This window comes from Peribacillus sp. NPDC056705 (assembly GCF_043656335.1).
This window is the reverse complement of sequence record NZ_JBHTYI010000017.1, coordinates 41,756-58,332: the sequence shown is the minus strand read 5'-3', so window position 1 is coordinate 58,332 and position 16,577 is coordinate 41,756. Positions and strand designations below refer to the sequence as shown.

Here is a 16,577-nt window from a genome sequence, read left to right as displayed (position 1 = left end):
GGATTCCTGAAAATTTATTATTCAGAGACCCCGGTTTGGAGAATGTCAACTTTGGTTTCTATTTTAATGTCCATCATGGGATAGATCTTTCTCCATTGTTCATAGGTCATTTTTTTATTTTTGGCGTGATATTTTTCATTCAATCCAATCGGGTCAAGGGATTTTTTCTGAAAATCTTTAATAAGACGATTTGCTTGCTTGGTTATATCATCTTCCATTTCCTTTTCAATTTTTTTTATCATCTTTCTATTGGTAAGGTTGTCACTTCGCATGGATTCCTTGATTTGTCCTTTAATTTTGAGCTTAATCGTAATGGACGGATTTCTTTCTGAGGAGGATACATCAAAACTTGATCCGCTTCGTATACTTTCCACTACGATATCGCTACTTTTTTTGTCTTTTAATTTGAATTTGTAAATCCCCCGCCTATGGTTTTGAACTAATGTCTTGAAAATGAACATATCATCCGTTCGAACTTTACTGACCATTTTATTTTCATGAAACAAGGCCACTCCTGATACTGCAACTTCTTTATTAATTAACTTAAACAAAGGAAGAAACGAATCGCCGCCTGGTTCTAGAGAATTTCCTAAAAAAAGATGGAGGTTTGTATCCGGGCCGTTCCCTGTTTCAATTTGTTGATTGATCAAATCCGATAAATAGACTCCAATATTTACATTCGTATTTGGCGGTTTTGTATTTACGAAATCCTTGACCTTTCCTTCAACGATGGCCAAAAAGACCCTGTTTCCAAGTTGAGGCTCACGGTAGAGATAGTCGGTCAATTCTGTCATTCCTATTTCATGTACGATTTTTTCGCTAAATAAAACGATGCGTGTCTGTCCAAGCATCACCGGCTTATCCGCTTTTTTGGATACGATAGCCTGAACATCACTCGTTGTTGTCGATGTTCCAGTTAAGATTTGATACATACCCATCTTGTCCTGTTGGAAGATAGGGATGATGAACATTCCTTCAATTATTTTATCCTTTCGTATATCGTAGCCAATGGCTTGGGACATATCGACTTCATCAACCACTCTTGGCTCGGCACAGCTGCAAAGGAGGGGAAAAGCCAAGATGACAAGAAATAATTTTCTCATAAACGTTTCCTCCTTTTCTTTATATATATGATGGCTAAAAGAAGAGGTAAATGTAATGTAAGGAAAAGCACGGCGTATGGATTGATGATTTTGTTCAATATATATATAGAATCTTGATCAAAAACAAATATATTAGTGAGAAGGATAATAATGGATATCGCCCATAATGGATACTTTTGCTGAACATTGAATATGCGCTTGATACCCCTGCTGGCAGCCCACAAGCAGATGGTCATGTTGGGTATGACAAAAATGGCCCACCAAGAAACTCCTATATATTCAAATCGCTGAATAAAGGGCAGTTCGACAATGCTGGTCATTGTAAGTGTCGGCCAGATAGTCAGCTCCAACTGTTTGTGTGAATAAAAAATCAGTGAAACTAAATAAATGAAAACGGTTAATAAGGTTGTTGTTAATGCCCCTCCATGAGCATATTTTTGTGATGTTTTAGCATCCTTGATGAACGGATAAAACATCAGGATCATTTCAAAACCAAGAAAAGTCAAGGAAGTACTTCTGGTTCCCTTCAGTATATCCAATAGATTGTGGTCGAATATAGGGAGTAAATTGGTGAATTCAGAGTATTTCATGGCATAAAATAGGACAAAGAAAATCCAGTAAGACAAAATGACGCTTAAAAAGGCAATTCCCGTAATTGTTCGGAAGCCTCCCGTATTTATATAATAAATCAGAAGCAAGAAAACCACTGTAAACGCCCAAGAAGCTACCGCTTCAAACATCCAAACATGTATGATATTTATATAGCTGTTAATCATATCCATTCCAAGGACCAAAAAGTAAAGAATGAATAATAGACTGAAAAAATTCCCAATCCATTTTCCGAATGCATGATTATTGGCAGAAATGATATCACCTGGGACGATACATAATATTTTATATATGATCCAGATCAAAATATGAACGATCAGTCCGGCAAGTAGTATCGAAATCCAGCCATCAGTTCCCGCCGACTTTGCTAAAACTCTTTGAAAACTTAAAACGCCTACTCCCGTTTGCATGGAATGCACTAAAAAAAACACATAGAACGGTGATACCTTATATTTTTCATTAACACCAGCTTGGTTCATACAGGCCCCTCATTTAAGATCATTCATTAAAATCATTTTTTTTGATTCTGGCTTTTTTTGGATGTGGCTGTCTGGATCTATCATCAGGACGTAAATTTACAGGGCGCGACTTGAAAACATTAAAGGGAAGACGTACAAAGCTGTCTTTCCAATCTTGCATACGAAATGGGTATATGGGTTCAAGGTACGGGTGTCCCATTGACGTTAATTTGATAAGGTGGGTCATCAAAAACACGGCCGTAATGATTATGCCAAGTCCCCCCCAAATTTGGGCTCCCACTAAAAAGGGGAACCGCAGCAGCCGTATGGCATTACCCATTTTGTAAATAGGAGTAACAAATGATGCCAATGCCGAGAGGGCAACAATGATCAATAAGATATTACTGGTCAAACCAGCTACAACGGCTGCTTGACCGATTACGATACCGCCGACGATGCCTAATGTCTGACCCACCTTAGTTGGCAGCCTGGCAGCCGCTTCCCGTAATAGCTCTATGGAAATCTCCAAGAATAATGCTTCGATCAATGGCTGAAATGGGATTAAGTTCCTTGAAGTGACGATCGTTTCCAAAAGATCTTTAGGGATCAGTTCATAGTGATAAGTAAGAACGGCTACATAAATAGGAGTGGCAAATATCGAAAAAGCGACCGCGAATATCCTTAATAACCGGAAAGCAGATGCCGGAACCCAAGGCATATTATAATCTTCCATGGTTATAAAGTATTCCAACAAAATGGTCGGAGTAATGAGTACTGAGGATGACCTATCGATTAGCAAGGCTACTTTACCTTCAGCCAGTGCGCTTGCGATGCGATCAGGCCTTTCCGTATTTAGAAAAAGGGGAAATAAGGTATTTGAATTATCATATAGCATTTGCGCGAGATTGGACCCATCCAATATTTCATCAAATTCTATGTCATTGATCCTTTGTATAACATTATCTACATTTTCCTGATCAACGATCCCTTCTATTGATAACACTGCCACTTTTGTTTTAGACAATGACCCCACAGTCTTTTCACTTACTTGCAATCCAGGGATAGGCAGCCTTTTTCTAACTAGATTCAGATTAGTATCAATATCCTCGACAAACGCTTCTTGAGCACTTATGATCCCAAATTCGAGTTCAGGCTTCTCAACTTGTCTTCCTATTTGGGCTGCAACATTGATTAATAGGCATTCATCAAGATTTTCATCTAAGCGAAGTGCAATTTCGCCTCTCATGATCCTTTCTTCGATAACAATCTTGGTACTGGAAATCAGTGTATTTTCAATAGGTACGTTTTCCTTTATTTGCTCCAAATTTATCGTTTCCAGAGTCGGTATGACAGAAAGAATACTTTCGTGAAGCTCCTTTGCATCGATTAAAGAGCGATAAAAGGATACCCAATATCCTATGCCATTATATGTTCCTTGGTGGTTTACGAAATCAGTGGATGAAGAAAGGGTATTGAAAAGATCCCTTACTTCCGAAGTTTTATTTAATTCATCACTTTTATCGTTTGGTTGATTGGGTTTTTTTTTGAATTTTCCGCGGTTAAACAAATGTTGTCACCTCTAATCTAAAGCTAGTTATCCTAGCATTTGCAATTTAATTACAAATTAACCATTTCCATATTAAATTGGATTAACGTTTGGTGAACCTTCTACGGAGAGGGTAGACCTTAGCCATTCAGGCCGCTGATATTAGGGGCGGGAAATTAATTTTGGAGGGTGCAGGGGTGATCAACAATTCAAAGTTGGCCGGGGTCATGAGTGATGAAGATATAGCTGCATTAAATTGGTTGAATGGTGAGGTAAAGGGAGGATTAATCGAAGCGGTCCAACACGGTAAACCATTATGTGTTGAAGTGATCAATAGGACTAGGAAGAAAATCAAGACGGAATTGAACGGGGATCATTTGACGATCAATATTAGGTATGTGGAAAATCAGCATCCAAAGCTTTGGATGAAAAATAAGAAGAAATGGGACGGAATTTTCAGTAATGCTGTCATTCATCAAGAAGTGGATATAAGGGTCGTAGACGTAGTTTCAAAGGAGGGATATAGTGACTGGTCAAAAGAAAACCTTCCAAATGGGAAGGTTTTATGTCAAGTGCCTTTTAGTTGATTGATTGGTTATTTTAAAAAGGCTCACTGAATGTTCCAGGCAGATTCGTCACTTCATGTGCAACCCTGATGCCGGATTGAACGGCTCCTTCAATCCATGCTGGAACGGTTGATGTATGCTCACCGGCGAAGTGGACCCTTCCTTCAGGTGTTGGGATATATGGAAACAAGTCCGTTTCCTGACCAGGTTTAAACATGGAGAAAGCACCGTATGAATACTGATTCATTGTCCAGCTATAAGAAGCCCCTGATAAAAAATGATCGTATACTTGTTTTCCATGGACCTGGGCCAAATTTTTCAATGCGTGTTGTATACGGTCATTCTCAGGAAGTATATCCCACAAAGTGGCATCATCTTCCCATGTATAACTTGCTAAGATGAGACCGGATTCACTCTGGTTGCTCGTTTGCCTGGGATAATAAGAAAATCTAATCGGTAAATCGGTGCTCAATTTACCACCGAAGATTCCTTCCTTTTCCCAAAACCTATGTGTAAACTGAAGTCCGATTTTCGTGGACGCAGCATAATGGAGCTCCCTTATTGCCTTCCACTTATTATGGGAAAAGGAGTTCCGGGGTTCAATATCTATAAATTGCAACAATTGAAGTGGGATAGTCACGATGGCAAGGTCACCGGTAACCGTTAAGGGGTTTTGGCTTTGAGTATGTTTAGAGTGGATGGTTACTTGATTATCATGTTGGATGATCTTTGTCACTTCATATCTGAAGTTGAGACTATCCTTCAGTTCAGGTAGAAAAGCATAAGGAAGCCGGTCGTTTCCCCCTTCGATTGCAAAAAATCCTATGTCTGGATTAAAGAGTGGCATAAGCTCCCGAAGTAGGGCAGGAAAAGAAAGTTCCGGGAATCCTTCTAATCCCATTAGGACTTTGATGCTTTCAATCGCCCCTGTTGAAAGGCTCATTCCTACTGGATTGTACTGCAAAAAGAAGCTCATGGAGTATTTATCAAACTCTTTTATGACTATTTCCCAATTTCTACGTGGGTTTTGATTGATGAAGTCAGTCACAGGCTTAATTGCCATGTTGAGTAATTCTTCAGCTGTTTTACCTCTTTCATGGGGAGCTACAGGGTACCTAAGTATATCCGGATTCCGTTGATATATGGCAGCGGTTGTTTTGATTCCGTTAGCATAAATGGGATCATTAGGAGTCGCATTAACAAAAGTGTTGATTCGTAAACCATACTTCTTGATGTATTCAACAACCAAGTAATGATAATTCGGAATGCGCATGGCACCGGCTTCAAGGTAGGAACCTTCTGAAAATGGTTCACGTATGGTCAAGATACGTCCTCCGACCCTCCCGGTTGCTTCCAATATCGTAACCTCATGCCCTGCTTGTTTTAAAAGGGATGCTGCAACCAATCCAGACATGCCGGCACCAATGATGATGATTTTTTTGGGGAACTGGGAAGACCCTAGGCCATTTCTGATAACAGCAAGCATTTGATCGGGTGATAGCGGATCTTTGAAAAAGGACAAAGTGTTGTTCTCCTCTCTTGTTACACTTCCTATATGGGATTTATGCTATCTTATTCCTATTGGGTTACCAATTATGAAGAATCTTCAATAATTTGTCATGAATGATTATTGCTATCATATTCCTCTAGGTTTATCCTTTATGTGGAATACTCAATTTTTAGAAAATTCAAAGGGGAAGAAGCTGAAAATGTTGATATATTGTTAATAAATGGTGCCGTTTTTTGGGAAGCTAACTATCTAAAGGCTACGATTTATGATCGAGACGAATTTAATTTAGAAAGTTATAGAAGAAGTGTTCAGCTTTTTTGAACTATAACGAAGAATCTATTCGTAACCTTATTTCGAAAAAACAAAGGTTTTCATTATAGTATTCCGTAATTCTATTACAGAAAATCAATCGATAGAAACATAGAGTGAACTTTTGCCCTTAAAGGATTCTTTTCTAAAGGCTGTTTTCTAAAAGATTGTTGCTCTCAGGAGAAAAAACTAACAACTTGAATTTTATGGTAAAATATAAGTGATTCTTATTCAATAAACGGGCAGATTAATAGAGTTGCATTTTAAACGTTTGTACATAGTAGTTAATCTGGGGGTTGTTAGTATCAAAACACAAAATATCAACATTCAAAAGCTTATGGAAGATTATAATGTAACTGGATTAAGCATTGCAGCAATTGATGGTGGTAACATAAGAAGTACAGAATGCTTCGGTTTACTTGAAGTGGAAACAGATAAAAGTGTGGAAAGTAATTCTATTTTTAGCGCTTGTTCAATCAGTAAATTTTTAACCTCAATTCTAGTGATGAAATTGACGGAACAAAGGATTCTTGATCTAGATGAAAATGTTAATGAAAAACTTTTATCGTGGAAAGTTCCTCATAAAGAACTAAATAAAAATAAGAAAGTCACCTTAAGAAATTTACTAAGTCACCAATCTGGTGTTATTGACCCCGAAGGAAGTTTTATTGATCTCAATTCGAGGATGGAAAACCCCACAATGGTCGAGATATTAGAAGGAAGAACACCCTATTGTAAAGCTCCTATTGAAATTAAGTATGAGCCTGGGAGCACCTTTCAATATTCAGACGCAGGTTTTTGCATTATACAGCTTTTGATAGAAGACGTTACTGAAAAACCTTTTAAGAAAGTAATGAATGAACATATTTTTCATCCATTAAATATGGAAAATAGCATATTTGAACTTCCAACATCAGAAGCAACCAAAAAATATTTCTCTTGCGGTCACAACAAAAGTGGAGAATTAGTAAATGGTAAATATCCAATTTATCCATATCCAGCAGCTTCTGGGTTATGGACAACGCCTACAGATTTAGCTCTTTTGGTCATTGAATTAATGAATGCTTTAAATGGTGACAGTAAGCTTAAGCTTTCAGTAAGTAAAGCAATTGAAGTTATAAATCCCCAAGGTTGTAAGGAGTGGACTGGACTAGGAGTTTTCCTAGATAAAAACGAAAAGGGAATTGAAATTTCATCTCTTGGTTGGGGTGTTGGTTTTCAATGTATGATGGTGGCTTATCCTTATTTAGAAACGGGATTAGTCATAATGATAAATACCGATCTAGGTGTTCATCAATTAAAAGGTATTATTGGTGAAGTCTACAATGCTTATCATTTTTAAATATTTGCTATTCAGCTAACGAGGGCTTTAATGGAGTAACCGGATCACTTGCATTATCATGCTTAGAGTATAAATGCTCTGAGCGTTTTTTATTACACCGAACCACCAAAGCTGGTTAACTTCTGAACGTCTCAACAGGATGATAATTAGATTTTTGGAGCTGAAATAAGCATTTGTTCAACTCGTTAATCAAACGCCATAATTTTCCTGTTTCTAGCCAGCGAAACGAGTGAAAATTATCAAGATAATATGTTCCGACTCCTTGAAAACGCTCCATCCACCCCTTTAGTCTGTTGTGAAAAGTTATTAACGTGCAGTATATGAAATATGCCTTTTTTTACCCGTTGCTTCTGACGTTCATTAATCGTCTCGTGCAGCAAGCCTTTTATCTTAGCGGAATTTTTATAGTTTGTTGAGGTATCTATGCATAACAAAGCAAATGGATGAATAAAATCACCCATCACTGCATCAATTTCTTCAGCTGTAACCCGCCCTGTATCTGCTTTACGTGCAACCATATTTCCATTGCGGTCTTGAGCTACTGCTATGGCAATCTTAAGATTAGAAAATCCTCTTTTTTTATCTTTTTCTCCTCACGAAAAATGTTTCATCACTCTCTACAATACCTTCTAATTGTTTGAAGCCGAGGCGATCTATTACGTTCAAGATTTTATGTCTCCAATAGAATGCAGTGGAGATATGTAGTTTTAAGCGTTTAGCTATCTTGAGTAGAGTTACACCCTCAATCAAAAACCTCATATATTCCACCCATTTTTCTGGATATTTAGAGCCTGAAAATGGAGTATTAGTCATATCATTGAAGTATTTATTGCAATCCCTACATAAATAGCGTTGCCTTGAACGATATTTCCCATTACGTTTTACAGATGTACTTCCATATGATAAGCAAACTGCGCATTCTCGGAATACTAGGCTACGTACGCCGCCGATAGCGTTTAAGGATAAAAAGCTCAAAATTGCATCATAATATAACCATATACTAAAAGTTTACATAGGTGATGATTTTAGCTCCCATGTTTTAGGAGGACGGGTTTATAGAAGCAAAATATTGCAGAGAATCAAGGGTGATAAGAACGAGTCGTATATTTCCAAATGATGTGAACAATCATAATACATTATTTGGCGGCAGATTAATGAGTGATGTCGATCAAGTAGCATCGATCTCGGCAGCACGTCATAGTCGAAGTGAATGTGTAACTGCTTCAACAGATTCCGTTGACTTTTTACATCCCATTCGTACAACGGATTCAGTGTGTTTTATATCTTATGTGGCATGGACTGGTACATCTTCAATGGAGGTTTTTGTAAAAATTATTGCTGAAGATTTAAAAAGCAGTGTTCGTAGAATTGCAGCGACTGCTCTATTAACATTTGTTGCACTTGATGAACATAAACGGCCAACACGTGTTCCAAAAGTTATTCCGGAGTCAGAAGAAGAAAAAAAATTACATGAAACGGCATTAGATCGGGCAAGTATGCGGCAACAGAGAAAACAAAAAAGCAAAGATGTGGCTATGTTTTTAAGCGTAGATTATCCTTAACTTTCATATAGCGACTTTTAACCTACGAGGTGCATGGAAGGAAAGTGGCAATCCTCAACAATATCGATCAAGTTGAAAACTCCCGCAAAGACACACATAGACTACTATATTGTAGTGTATGTGTGTCTTTTTTATTGAAGGAATTATAAAAATGAATACATAGTTCTTTAGAGATGCAATCCTCAAAAGTGTTATCAATGTTGTTTGTACGGTGATCCGTTCGTAGCGCGGAACCAGAAATTAACAGGTGGTTCTGGCAAGCCAAAAGGATGTCCGGCCCGAATACAATATACTGCACGTTCCTTCTATATTTCCCCGCTTGGTACATAGGCTGCCAATCAATACGGTGTCCCGTTTACAATCTTAAAGGGAGTAGATATATCCCAATAATAACCTCGATAGAATATTTAATAGAACAATCAACCAAAAACATCATCAAGTAAAATACTGTCTTTCTGCAAAACCATGAATATTTAGTTTGTGGAATATTATTAAATATTTTCCTTTACAGAGGAGATACTACCAAGAGACAAAGGTTGGAAAGGAAGACAGTATGGATCATATACAAATGGCCCGTGCGATGTTCGGGACGAATATGGCTGTACATATCATATTTGCAACGATTGGCGTCGGGTTGCCGATGATGATGTTGGCAGCGGAATTGATGTATCAAAGGACAAAGGATTTACAATATGTTGTCATGGCTAAACGCTGGACCAAAACATTAGGGGTTTTGCTTGGGGTCGGGATTCCGACTGGTACGATCGCGGGTGTGCAACTGTCTCTATTATGGCCTGGGTTCATGGAGGTGATCGGACGTGTCATGGCGCTTCCATTCCAAATCGAGATTTATGCATTCATGGTTGAAGCGCTATTCATGTCAATCTACGTGTATGCTGCTGAAAAAATTAAGCCATGGGCCCGTATCGTAAGTTTATTCTTTGTTGCATTCGGCGCAATGGCTTCGGCGGTTTTGATTTCTAATGTCCATGCTTTTGAAGGGACACCGGCTGGGTTCCGGTTTGAAAATGGGGAAATTGTCGATGTCGATCCTTGGGCGGCATTTTTCAACCCAAGTTTCTTGGTGACGGCAGGTCATACGGCCCTGACTGCATATACGACAGGTGCTTTTGTCGTAGCGGCAGTTGCAGCTTATAAGATGCTAAAAAATAAATATGGCACTGCTGAATTTAATTTTCACCAAAAAGCACTGAGACTCAGTATTGTATTGGGGTTGGTTTTTTCTTTTTTGACGGCATTGAACGGTCATGCGACTACACAGCATTTATATAGGGAACAGCCGGAGAAACTGGCGGCGGCTGAAGGGTTGTTTGAAACAAAGGATCATGCCGGGCTTACCTTGTTCGGTTATACCGATAGGGAAGCCCAGGAAGTGAAGTATGGGATTGAATTCCCTTGGTTATTAAGCTTTCTATCCGGAAACAGCTTCAATACGGTCGTGACCGGCTTGAACGATTTTCCTGAAGAGTATTGGCCGCCGCTTTATGTCCATATCTTATTCAACGCCATGGTCATCATCGGTTCCGGCTTAATCGCCTTAGCACTGTTTGCATTGGTATGGAATAAATGGCTGAAAAAGGAGACCTATCCGAAATGGGTTCTCTGGCTGTTTGTAGCTGCAGGTCCGCTTTCGGTGATTTCGATTGAATGCGGCTGGATTTTTGCTTGTACAGGCAGACAGCCATGGACGATATACAGGATGCTGACTACGGAGGATTCGGTCACTTCGTACGAAAACCTTGGATTTTTATTCACGATGTTCATCATTGTATATATCATTTTATGCGTTTCTGTCGTATTTACACTTTTGTATTATTTCAAACGACATTCCGTTATGGATGATATTTATAAGGCAGAACAGAAAGATGTAAGGCATTTTGATTCGAATTCATAAAAGGGGGGAAGGCGGTTGAGTGATGCTCTTCTTGCAATAACATTGGTCTGGGGCTTTATTTTTCTTTATGCCATCATGGCCTCTATGGACTTTGGCGCTGGTTTCTGGGCGATGACTTACATTAAAAAGGAAGAAACAAATGCTACGAAGATTGCAAATAGCTATTTATCGCCGACTTGGGAAGTGACCAATACATTTGTTGTTGGTCTTGTCATTGCGATTTACAGTTTATTTCCAGGTGCAGTTTTCCCGATTGGAGTAGCCTTGATTGTTCCTGCGAGCCTGATATTGGTCCTGCTTTGTATTAGGAGCGCTTTCTTGGTTTTTTCGCATAGCGTAGACAAATATGAAAAAGCGTTAACATATATCTCAGGATTGACGGGATTAATCATACCCGGGCTATTAATCAGTGTATTGCCCATCACCCACCTTGGATTTGTCGAAGGCGTAAGAGGAAATGAAGAATTGAATCTATCTAAACTTTTCACGAGTCCGAATGAGTATGCATTTGTGGGGTTTGGAATCATGAGCACGCTTTTTTTATCATCTTTGTTACTGTCTGATTACTCAAAACAGGCTGATGAAATGAAAGCATACAAAATATATCGCAGGGATGCGATGATTACGGGACCGCTTATGTTAGTCATGGCTCTGTTGGTTATGCTCACGTTAAAAAATGAAGCGTATTGGATCTACCAAGGAATGATGAAAAACTCGGCATTGTTATTCGTCTCGCTAGCTTTTTTCATCATTAGCGGGATAGCACTGTACTTACCCCATTTTTCTAAGCAGGAGGTTAAAGGAATGCCTCGCGTCGCTGTAATAGCGATTATCATTCAGTATTTAATCGGCAGTTATGTTTATGGTATCGCACATTTACCTTATATCATATATCCAAATGTCACGATTCTCTCAGGATTTACCGATCCAACATCTTTCCGGGCTGTTTTTGCCACATATATCGTGGGCTTTGCGATATTAGTGCCAGGGTTCTATTATTTCTGGTCCATCTTCATGAAAGATCAGCGTCGAAAGTTCAAACGGCGGCAAATGTCAAATTAGTTCATCTTGGAAAAGAGAGGTTTTCACTATGAAAAAGTTAGATCTGCTAAAATATGCGGTTTTAGTCATCTCACTCTTTTTGAGCTATCAAGCGGTTGAAGCGCATGATAAAAATTTTCAGGTCGATGGCACTTATATTTCAACTAAAAGAGATGTAACAGGTGACCAGAAAATAGACATCATCCAGGTTCAGGGCATGCCATATGAAGAAGGAAGCAAGTTTCTGAAGAAAATCGAGTTAAGTGTGGAAAGCAATCGCCGTACAATCAGCGTCCCGCTTAAAGCTGGATATAATCCAGATCTCAAGGTTGCCGACTTGAATAATGATGGGGTCCAGGATGTATTGGTCACGGTTTTGATGGAAGGTAGAGAGCGGTTGATAACCAGTTACGCCTATACGTTCAAGGATGGAAAAGTGAAGGAACTGGAAATCCCTCCATCCGTTCCTGTAATGGCCCAATTTCTTGACGGATACAAAGCGGAAGTCATTATTGAAGGTCAAAAGCCTGTGGTGATAGATGTCAGTTCCAGAAGACAAGCTTATGATGAAATGGGCATTTATCTAAATGGAAAACTAAATGAACCGACAGAGCTTTTGGTTGATCCATACTCTTCATTAAACCTAAAGCACGTTTTTGGAAAAGGGAAAGCGCTTGTGGGAGTCCAACATGTAAAAGGGTTCGATGAACGTGATTCGATAATGGAAATCAAATCAGTATGGAAGTATAACCATGGATGGCAGCTTGTAAAAGCTCAAGTTAAACCGGTCAAGGGAAAAAATAAATAGTGAATGGCAATAAGGGTTAGTATGGAATGAGTCATATTCAAGCATAAAGTAGGTTGACAGCTCTTGGTATTGAGGGCTGTTTTTTGTTTATATTTAAAAATTGACAATTTTTAAATATTTGGTAAAATTTAAATAAATCCAGTTTATACATAATAAATCTCTTTATTCTGGATTAAATGTAAGCGGATACAAGGGAGGTGCAGTCTTACGGAGTTAAAAGAGAAAATAATTGAAACATCGTTGGCGCTCTTCGATCAGCATGGTTTTCATGGTGTCTCCGTCAACGAAATCGTTAAGGCATGCGGAACTAGCAAAGGGGGGTTTTACCACCATTTCTCTTCCAAGGATGAACTCCTATTTGTCATTCATGATTACTTTATTTCATATGTTTTAATAAAAGCACAGGAAGCCATTTCAGAAAGTACCCATCCAACAGAAAAAATGCAAAAGATCATTCAATCATTCGTTAAAGTTTTTGACCTCTATAAACCACACATCTCAGTTTTCTATCAAGAAAGCATTTACTTAAAACCACCTTATGTTGAAGCAATCAAAAAAAAGCGTCAATTATATAAAGAAATCATTTTTTCCGTTATCAAAGAAGGCATTGACAAGGGAGTATTCCGCAGCGAATTGCCTGTGGAAATTACCGGAATGTCAATTCTGGGCATGGTCAACTGGTCCTACAAATGGTACAAAAGGGACGGTGGAAAAACGATTGATGAAATCGGTGATATTTACGTAGATTTAATTCTGAATGCCTTATTGACAGATGAACAAAAAGATGCGGAAATCACCCAGCCATTTCTACTGAAGAACAAAGTTGCAGTCGATTAAACAATTAACTTGATTTGTACAGACCAACTAGTCGGTCTCGATTGAAAGGGGAATGAATATATGGATTTTTCACTTACAAAAGAACAGCAGATGATTAAGGAAATGGTTAAGGAATTTGCCGAGAAGGAAATTAAACCCATTGCGATTGAGCTGGATGCAAAGTCCATGTTTGCGGAGGATGTTTTCAAAAAAATGGGGAAACTCGGGTTGCTTGGAATTCCATTTCCTGAAGAATATGGCGGTTCGGGCGGAGATACGATTTCATATGCCATTGCAGTTGAAGAGGTTGGCAAAGCGTGCGGGGGAACCGGCCTAAGTTATGCAGCAGCCGTTTCGCTCGGAGCAAGTCCAATTTACTATTTTGGAACCGAAGAACAGAAGCAAAAATATCTGGTTCCAATCACGACCGGTGAAACTCTGGCAGCTTTCGGGTTGACGGAGCCTAATGCGGGTTCCGATGCTGGCGGTACGAGAACCACTGCCGTGTTGGAAGGTGATGAATATGTGATCAATGGTGAGAAAACATGGATCACCAATGCCAGCTATTCAAGAACCGTTACTGTCACTGCTGTATCGGGCAAAGATTCCAAGGGCAAGAATATCATCTCGGCATTCATCGTGCCAACCGATACCCAAGGTCTTACGATCAATAGCAATTATGAAAAAATGGGAGTGCGGGCTTCCAATACTTGTGAAATCATTCTGGATAACGTCCGGGTACCAAAGAAAAATTTATTGGGAGATCCAGACAAAGGGTTCAAACAATTCTTATTCACACTGGATGGGGGAAGGATTTCCATTGCAGCTTTGGCCGTCGGTATCGCTCAGGCTGCATTTGATAAAGCTTTAGCTTTTTCAAAAGAGCGCATACAATTCGGTAAATCCATATCAAATTTCCAGGCCATTCAATTCAAGCTGGCAGACATGGCGATGGAAATTGAACTGGCGAGGAATATGGTATATAAGGCCGCGTGGTTAAAAGACAATAAAAAGCCTTTTGCAAAGGAAGCGGCATATGCCAAGCTATTTGCAAGTGAAACCGCTTTCCGGGCCAGCAATCAAGCGATTCAAATACACGGTGGTTCTGGTTACATGCGCGAATATGAAGTGGAACGCTATTTAAGAGATGCTAAGTTATTGGAAATTGGTGAAGGCACATCCGAAATTCAAAGAATCGTTATCGCCAGACAATTAGGCTGTTAATCTTTATGGAACGTAAAATGAACAGTGATGCTTTGGTTCATTTTGGTGAAAAGCAGATGTTATCTATACAGCAAAACGCGTTCATTCTTACTTTTATTTGATTAGGAGGAGTTTGATGTCTGATTTGCTAGATATGACTATCGGGAAATTGCTTGAGAAAACAGCTGAACAATATGGTGATAATGAAGCGGTTGTGTATCATGAACTGGGCCTCCGCCATTCCTATCGCGAATTTGAAAAGATTTGCCGAAAGGCGGCCAGGGGGTTCATGTCACTCGATATAAAAAAAGGGGAACATATCGCCATTTGGGCGTCCAATAAACCGGAATGGCTGATATCCCAATTTTCCACTGCTAAAATGGGCGGGGTGCTGGTTACGGTCAACACTAATTACCGTACAAGTGAACTGGAATACTTGCTTAAGCAATCGGATGCGACGACGATCATCTTGATGGAACAATATAAGGATCATTCATATATGGATACGCTGTACGAAATCGTACCTGAATTGAAAAATGCAAAACCAGGAAAATTACAATCTGAGAAACTGCCAAAATTGAAAAATATCATCGTTTTAGGTGAAGCGCGTTATCCCGGAACGTTTTCGTGGGATGATGTCATTAGCGGAAGCGAATCCATTTCGGAAGAGTCACTTGACATGAGGATGGAGGAATTGGCTCCAGATGATGTGATTAATATGCAATATACATCAGGGACGACAGGATTTCCAAAAGGGGTGATGTTGACGCATTCAAACTTGGTCAACAACGGATTGAATGTCGCGGAATGCATGAAACTTACCGAAGTTGACCGGCTTTGCATCCCAGTTCCGTTTTTTCATTGTTTCGGCTGTTCCCTTGGTACGATGGCCTCGGTTTCTGTCGGGGCAACAATGGTGCCGATCGTGGAATTTAATCCACGAGTAGTCCTTCAGACCGTTGAAGCCGAAAAATGTACGGGACTTCATGGTGTTCCGACGATGTTCATCGCTCAACTTAATCTCGATGACTTTGACAAGTATGATTTACGTTCGTTGAGGACTGGAATCATGGCAGGCTCCACATGTCCGATTGAAGTCATGAAAAGCGTGGTGAATAAGATGGGAATTTCGGAAATCACGATTACTTATGGTCAAACTGAATCGTCTCCAGGGATTACGATGACAAGAACGGACGATCCGATCGAACTTCGTGTTTCCTCAGTGGGAAGGGCTTTGCCGAAAGTGGAAGTGAAAATTGTCGATCCAGTTACCGGGGAAGAAGTCCAGCGGGGCAAACAAGGGGAACTCTGTTCGAGGGGATACCATGTAATGAAGGGATATTATAATAACCCGGAGGCCACTGAGCAGGCGATTGACCGGGAAGGCTGGCTTCATACGGGAGATTTGGCCGTGATGGATGAAAGGGGCTATTGCAAGATTACCGGCCGGCTGAAAGATATGATCATTCGCGGAGGGGAAAATATTTATCCCCGGGAGATCGAAGAATTCCTGTATCAACATCCTGCAATTGTCGATGTCCAGGTACTCGGCGTTCCAGATCAGAAGTATGGGGAAGAGGTAGCTGCATGGATCATTCTGAAAGCGGGAGAAACCCTTACAGAGAAAGAATTGGTAGAGTATTGCAAAGGGAAAATATCTTTTCATAAAATTCCCCGTTACATTCAATTTACCGATGCTTATCCCATGACTGCATCCGGGAAAATCCAAAAGTATAAGCTTCGGCAACAAACTCTTGATCTACTATCGGAACGCACTAAATAAGGAGGG

Annotated in this window: 13 protein-coding genes and 1 pseudogene; 9 read left to right on the top strand and 5 right to left on the bottom strand. The window is 39.6% G+C overall.

Features of this window, described 5'->3' with window-relative positions:
* Nucleotides 1-17: 17 nt before the first annotated feature.
* The 3 genes from ACFRAK_RS18600 to ACFRAK_RS18590 are packed head-to-tail and all read right to left on the bottom strand — an operon-like array spanning nt 18 to nt 3,737.
* The gene (locus tag ACFRAK_RS18600; protein ID WP_394572221.1) at nt 18-1,103 is read right to left on the bottom strand and encodes a Ger(x)C family spore germination protein; all 1,086 of its coding nucleotides are present in this window, start codon (nt 1,101-1,103) and stop codon (nt 18-20) included.
* A complete protein-coding gene (locus ACFRAK_RS18595) occupies nt 1,100-2,191 on the bottom strand; it encodes a GerAB/ArcD/ProY family transporter (protein ID WP_387598261.1) in 1,092 nt (363 codons plus the stop codon). The genes ACFRAK_RS18600 and ACFRAK_RS18595 overlap by 4 nt, the downstream gene beginning before the upstream one ends.
* A 19-nt stretch (nt 2,192-2,210) precedes the next feature.
* Nucleotides 2,211-3,737 carry a spore germination protein gene (locus tag ACFRAK_RS18590; protein ID WP_394572220.1) on the bottom strand — a complete coding sequence of 509 codons (1,527 nt, stop codon included), beginning with the start codon at nt 3,735-3,737 and terminating at the stop codon, nt 2,211-2,213.
* A 176-nt stretch (nt 3,738-3,913) separates the two neighbouring features.
* Between ACFRAK_RS18590 and ACFRAK_RS18585 the strand changes: the two genes are divergently transcribed.
* Nucleotides 3,914-4,303 (top strand): Ger(x)C family spore germination C-terminal domain-containing protein, encoded by a 390-nt coding sequence (locus ACFRAK_RS18585; RefSeq protein ID WP_394572219.1) that lies wholly within the window; start codon nt 3,914-3,916, stop codon nt 4,301-4,303.
* Nucleotides 4,304-4,316: 13 nt separating this feature from the next.
* Here ACFRAK_RS18585 and ACFRAK_RS18580 read toward each other — a convergent pair whose 3' ends face one another.
* Nucleotides 4,317-5,768 (bottom strand): flavin monoamine oxidase family protein, encoded by a 1,452-nt coding sequence (locus ACFRAK_RS18580; protein ID WP_394572232.1) that lies wholly within the window; start codon nt 5,766-5,768, stop codon nt 4,317-4,319.
* Nucleotides 5,769-6,405: 637 nt separating this feature from the next.
* Here ACFRAK_RS18580 and ACFRAK_RS18575 point away from each other — a divergent pair.
* The gene (locus ACFRAK_RS18575) at nt 6,406-7,443 is read left to right on the top strand and encodes a serine hydrolase domain-containing protein (RefSeq protein WP_394572231.1); all 1,038 of its coding nucleotides are present in this window, start codon (nt 6,406-6,408) and stop codon (nt 7,441-7,443) included.
* A 115-nt stretch (nt 7,444-7,558) separates the two neighbouring features.
* Here ACFRAK_RS18575 and ACFRAK_RS18570 read toward each other — a convergent pair.
* Nucleotides 7,559-8,385, bottom strand: a pseudogene (locus ACFRAK_RS18570) (IS1595 family transposase); the annotation flags it as partial.
* A gap of 113 nt (nt 8,386-8,498) precedes the next feature.
* Between ACFRAK_RS18570 and ACFRAK_RS18565 the strand changes: the two are divergent.
* From ACFRAK_RS18565 to ACFRAK_RS18535, 7 genes are all read left to right on the top strand, one after another.
* Entirely contained in the window at nt 8,499-9,005 is a 507-nt protein-coding gene (locus ACFRAK_RS18565) for an acyl-CoA thioesterase (protein ID WP_387599281.1), read from the top strand.
* Between the two features lie 553 nt (nt 9,006-9,558).
* Nucleotides 9,559-10,920 carry a cytochrome ubiquinol oxidase subunit I gene (locus ACFRAK_RS18560; protein WP_394572218.1) on the top strand — a complete coding sequence of 454 codons (1,362 nt, stop codon included), beginning with the start codon at nt 9,559-9,561 and terminating at the stop codon, nt 10,918-10,920.
* 15 nt (nt 10,921-10,935) lie between these two features.
* Nucleotides 10,936-11,982: a cytochrome d ubiquinol oxidase subunit II gene (locus ACFRAK_RS18555; protein WP_394572217.1), complete on the top strand. Its 1,047-nt coding sequence runs from the start codon at nt 10,936-10,938 to the stop codon at nt 11,980-11,982.
* A 28-nt stretch (nt 11,983-12,010) separates the two neighbouring features.
* Nucleotides 12,011-12,769, top strand: coding sequence for a hypothetical protein (locus tag ACFRAK_RS18550; RefSeq protein ID WP_387598276.1), 759 nt, complete (start codon nt 12,011-12,013; stop codon nt 12,767-12,769).
* A 186-nt stretch (nt 12,770-12,955) separates the two neighbouring features.
* Nucleotides 12,956-13,606, top strand: coding sequence for a TetR/AcrR family transcriptional regulator (locus tag ACFRAK_RS18545; protein WP_387599284.1), 651 nt, complete (start codon nt 12,956-12,958; stop codon nt 13,604-13,606).
* A gap of 60 nt (nt 13,607-13,666) precedes the next feature.
* Entirely contained in the window at nt 13,667-14,809 is a 1,143-nt protein-coding gene (locus ACFRAK_RS18540) for an acyl-CoA dehydrogenase family protein (RefSeq protein WP_141994231.1), read from the top strand.
* Between the two features lie 124 nt (nt 14,810-14,933).
* A complete protein-coding gene (locus ACFRAK_RS18535) occupies nt 14,934-16,571 on the top strand; it encodes an AMP-binding protein (RefSeq protein WP_387599287.1) in 1,638 nt (545 codons plus the stop codon).
* The last annotated feature ends 6 nt before the right edge of the window (nt 16,572-16,577 follow it).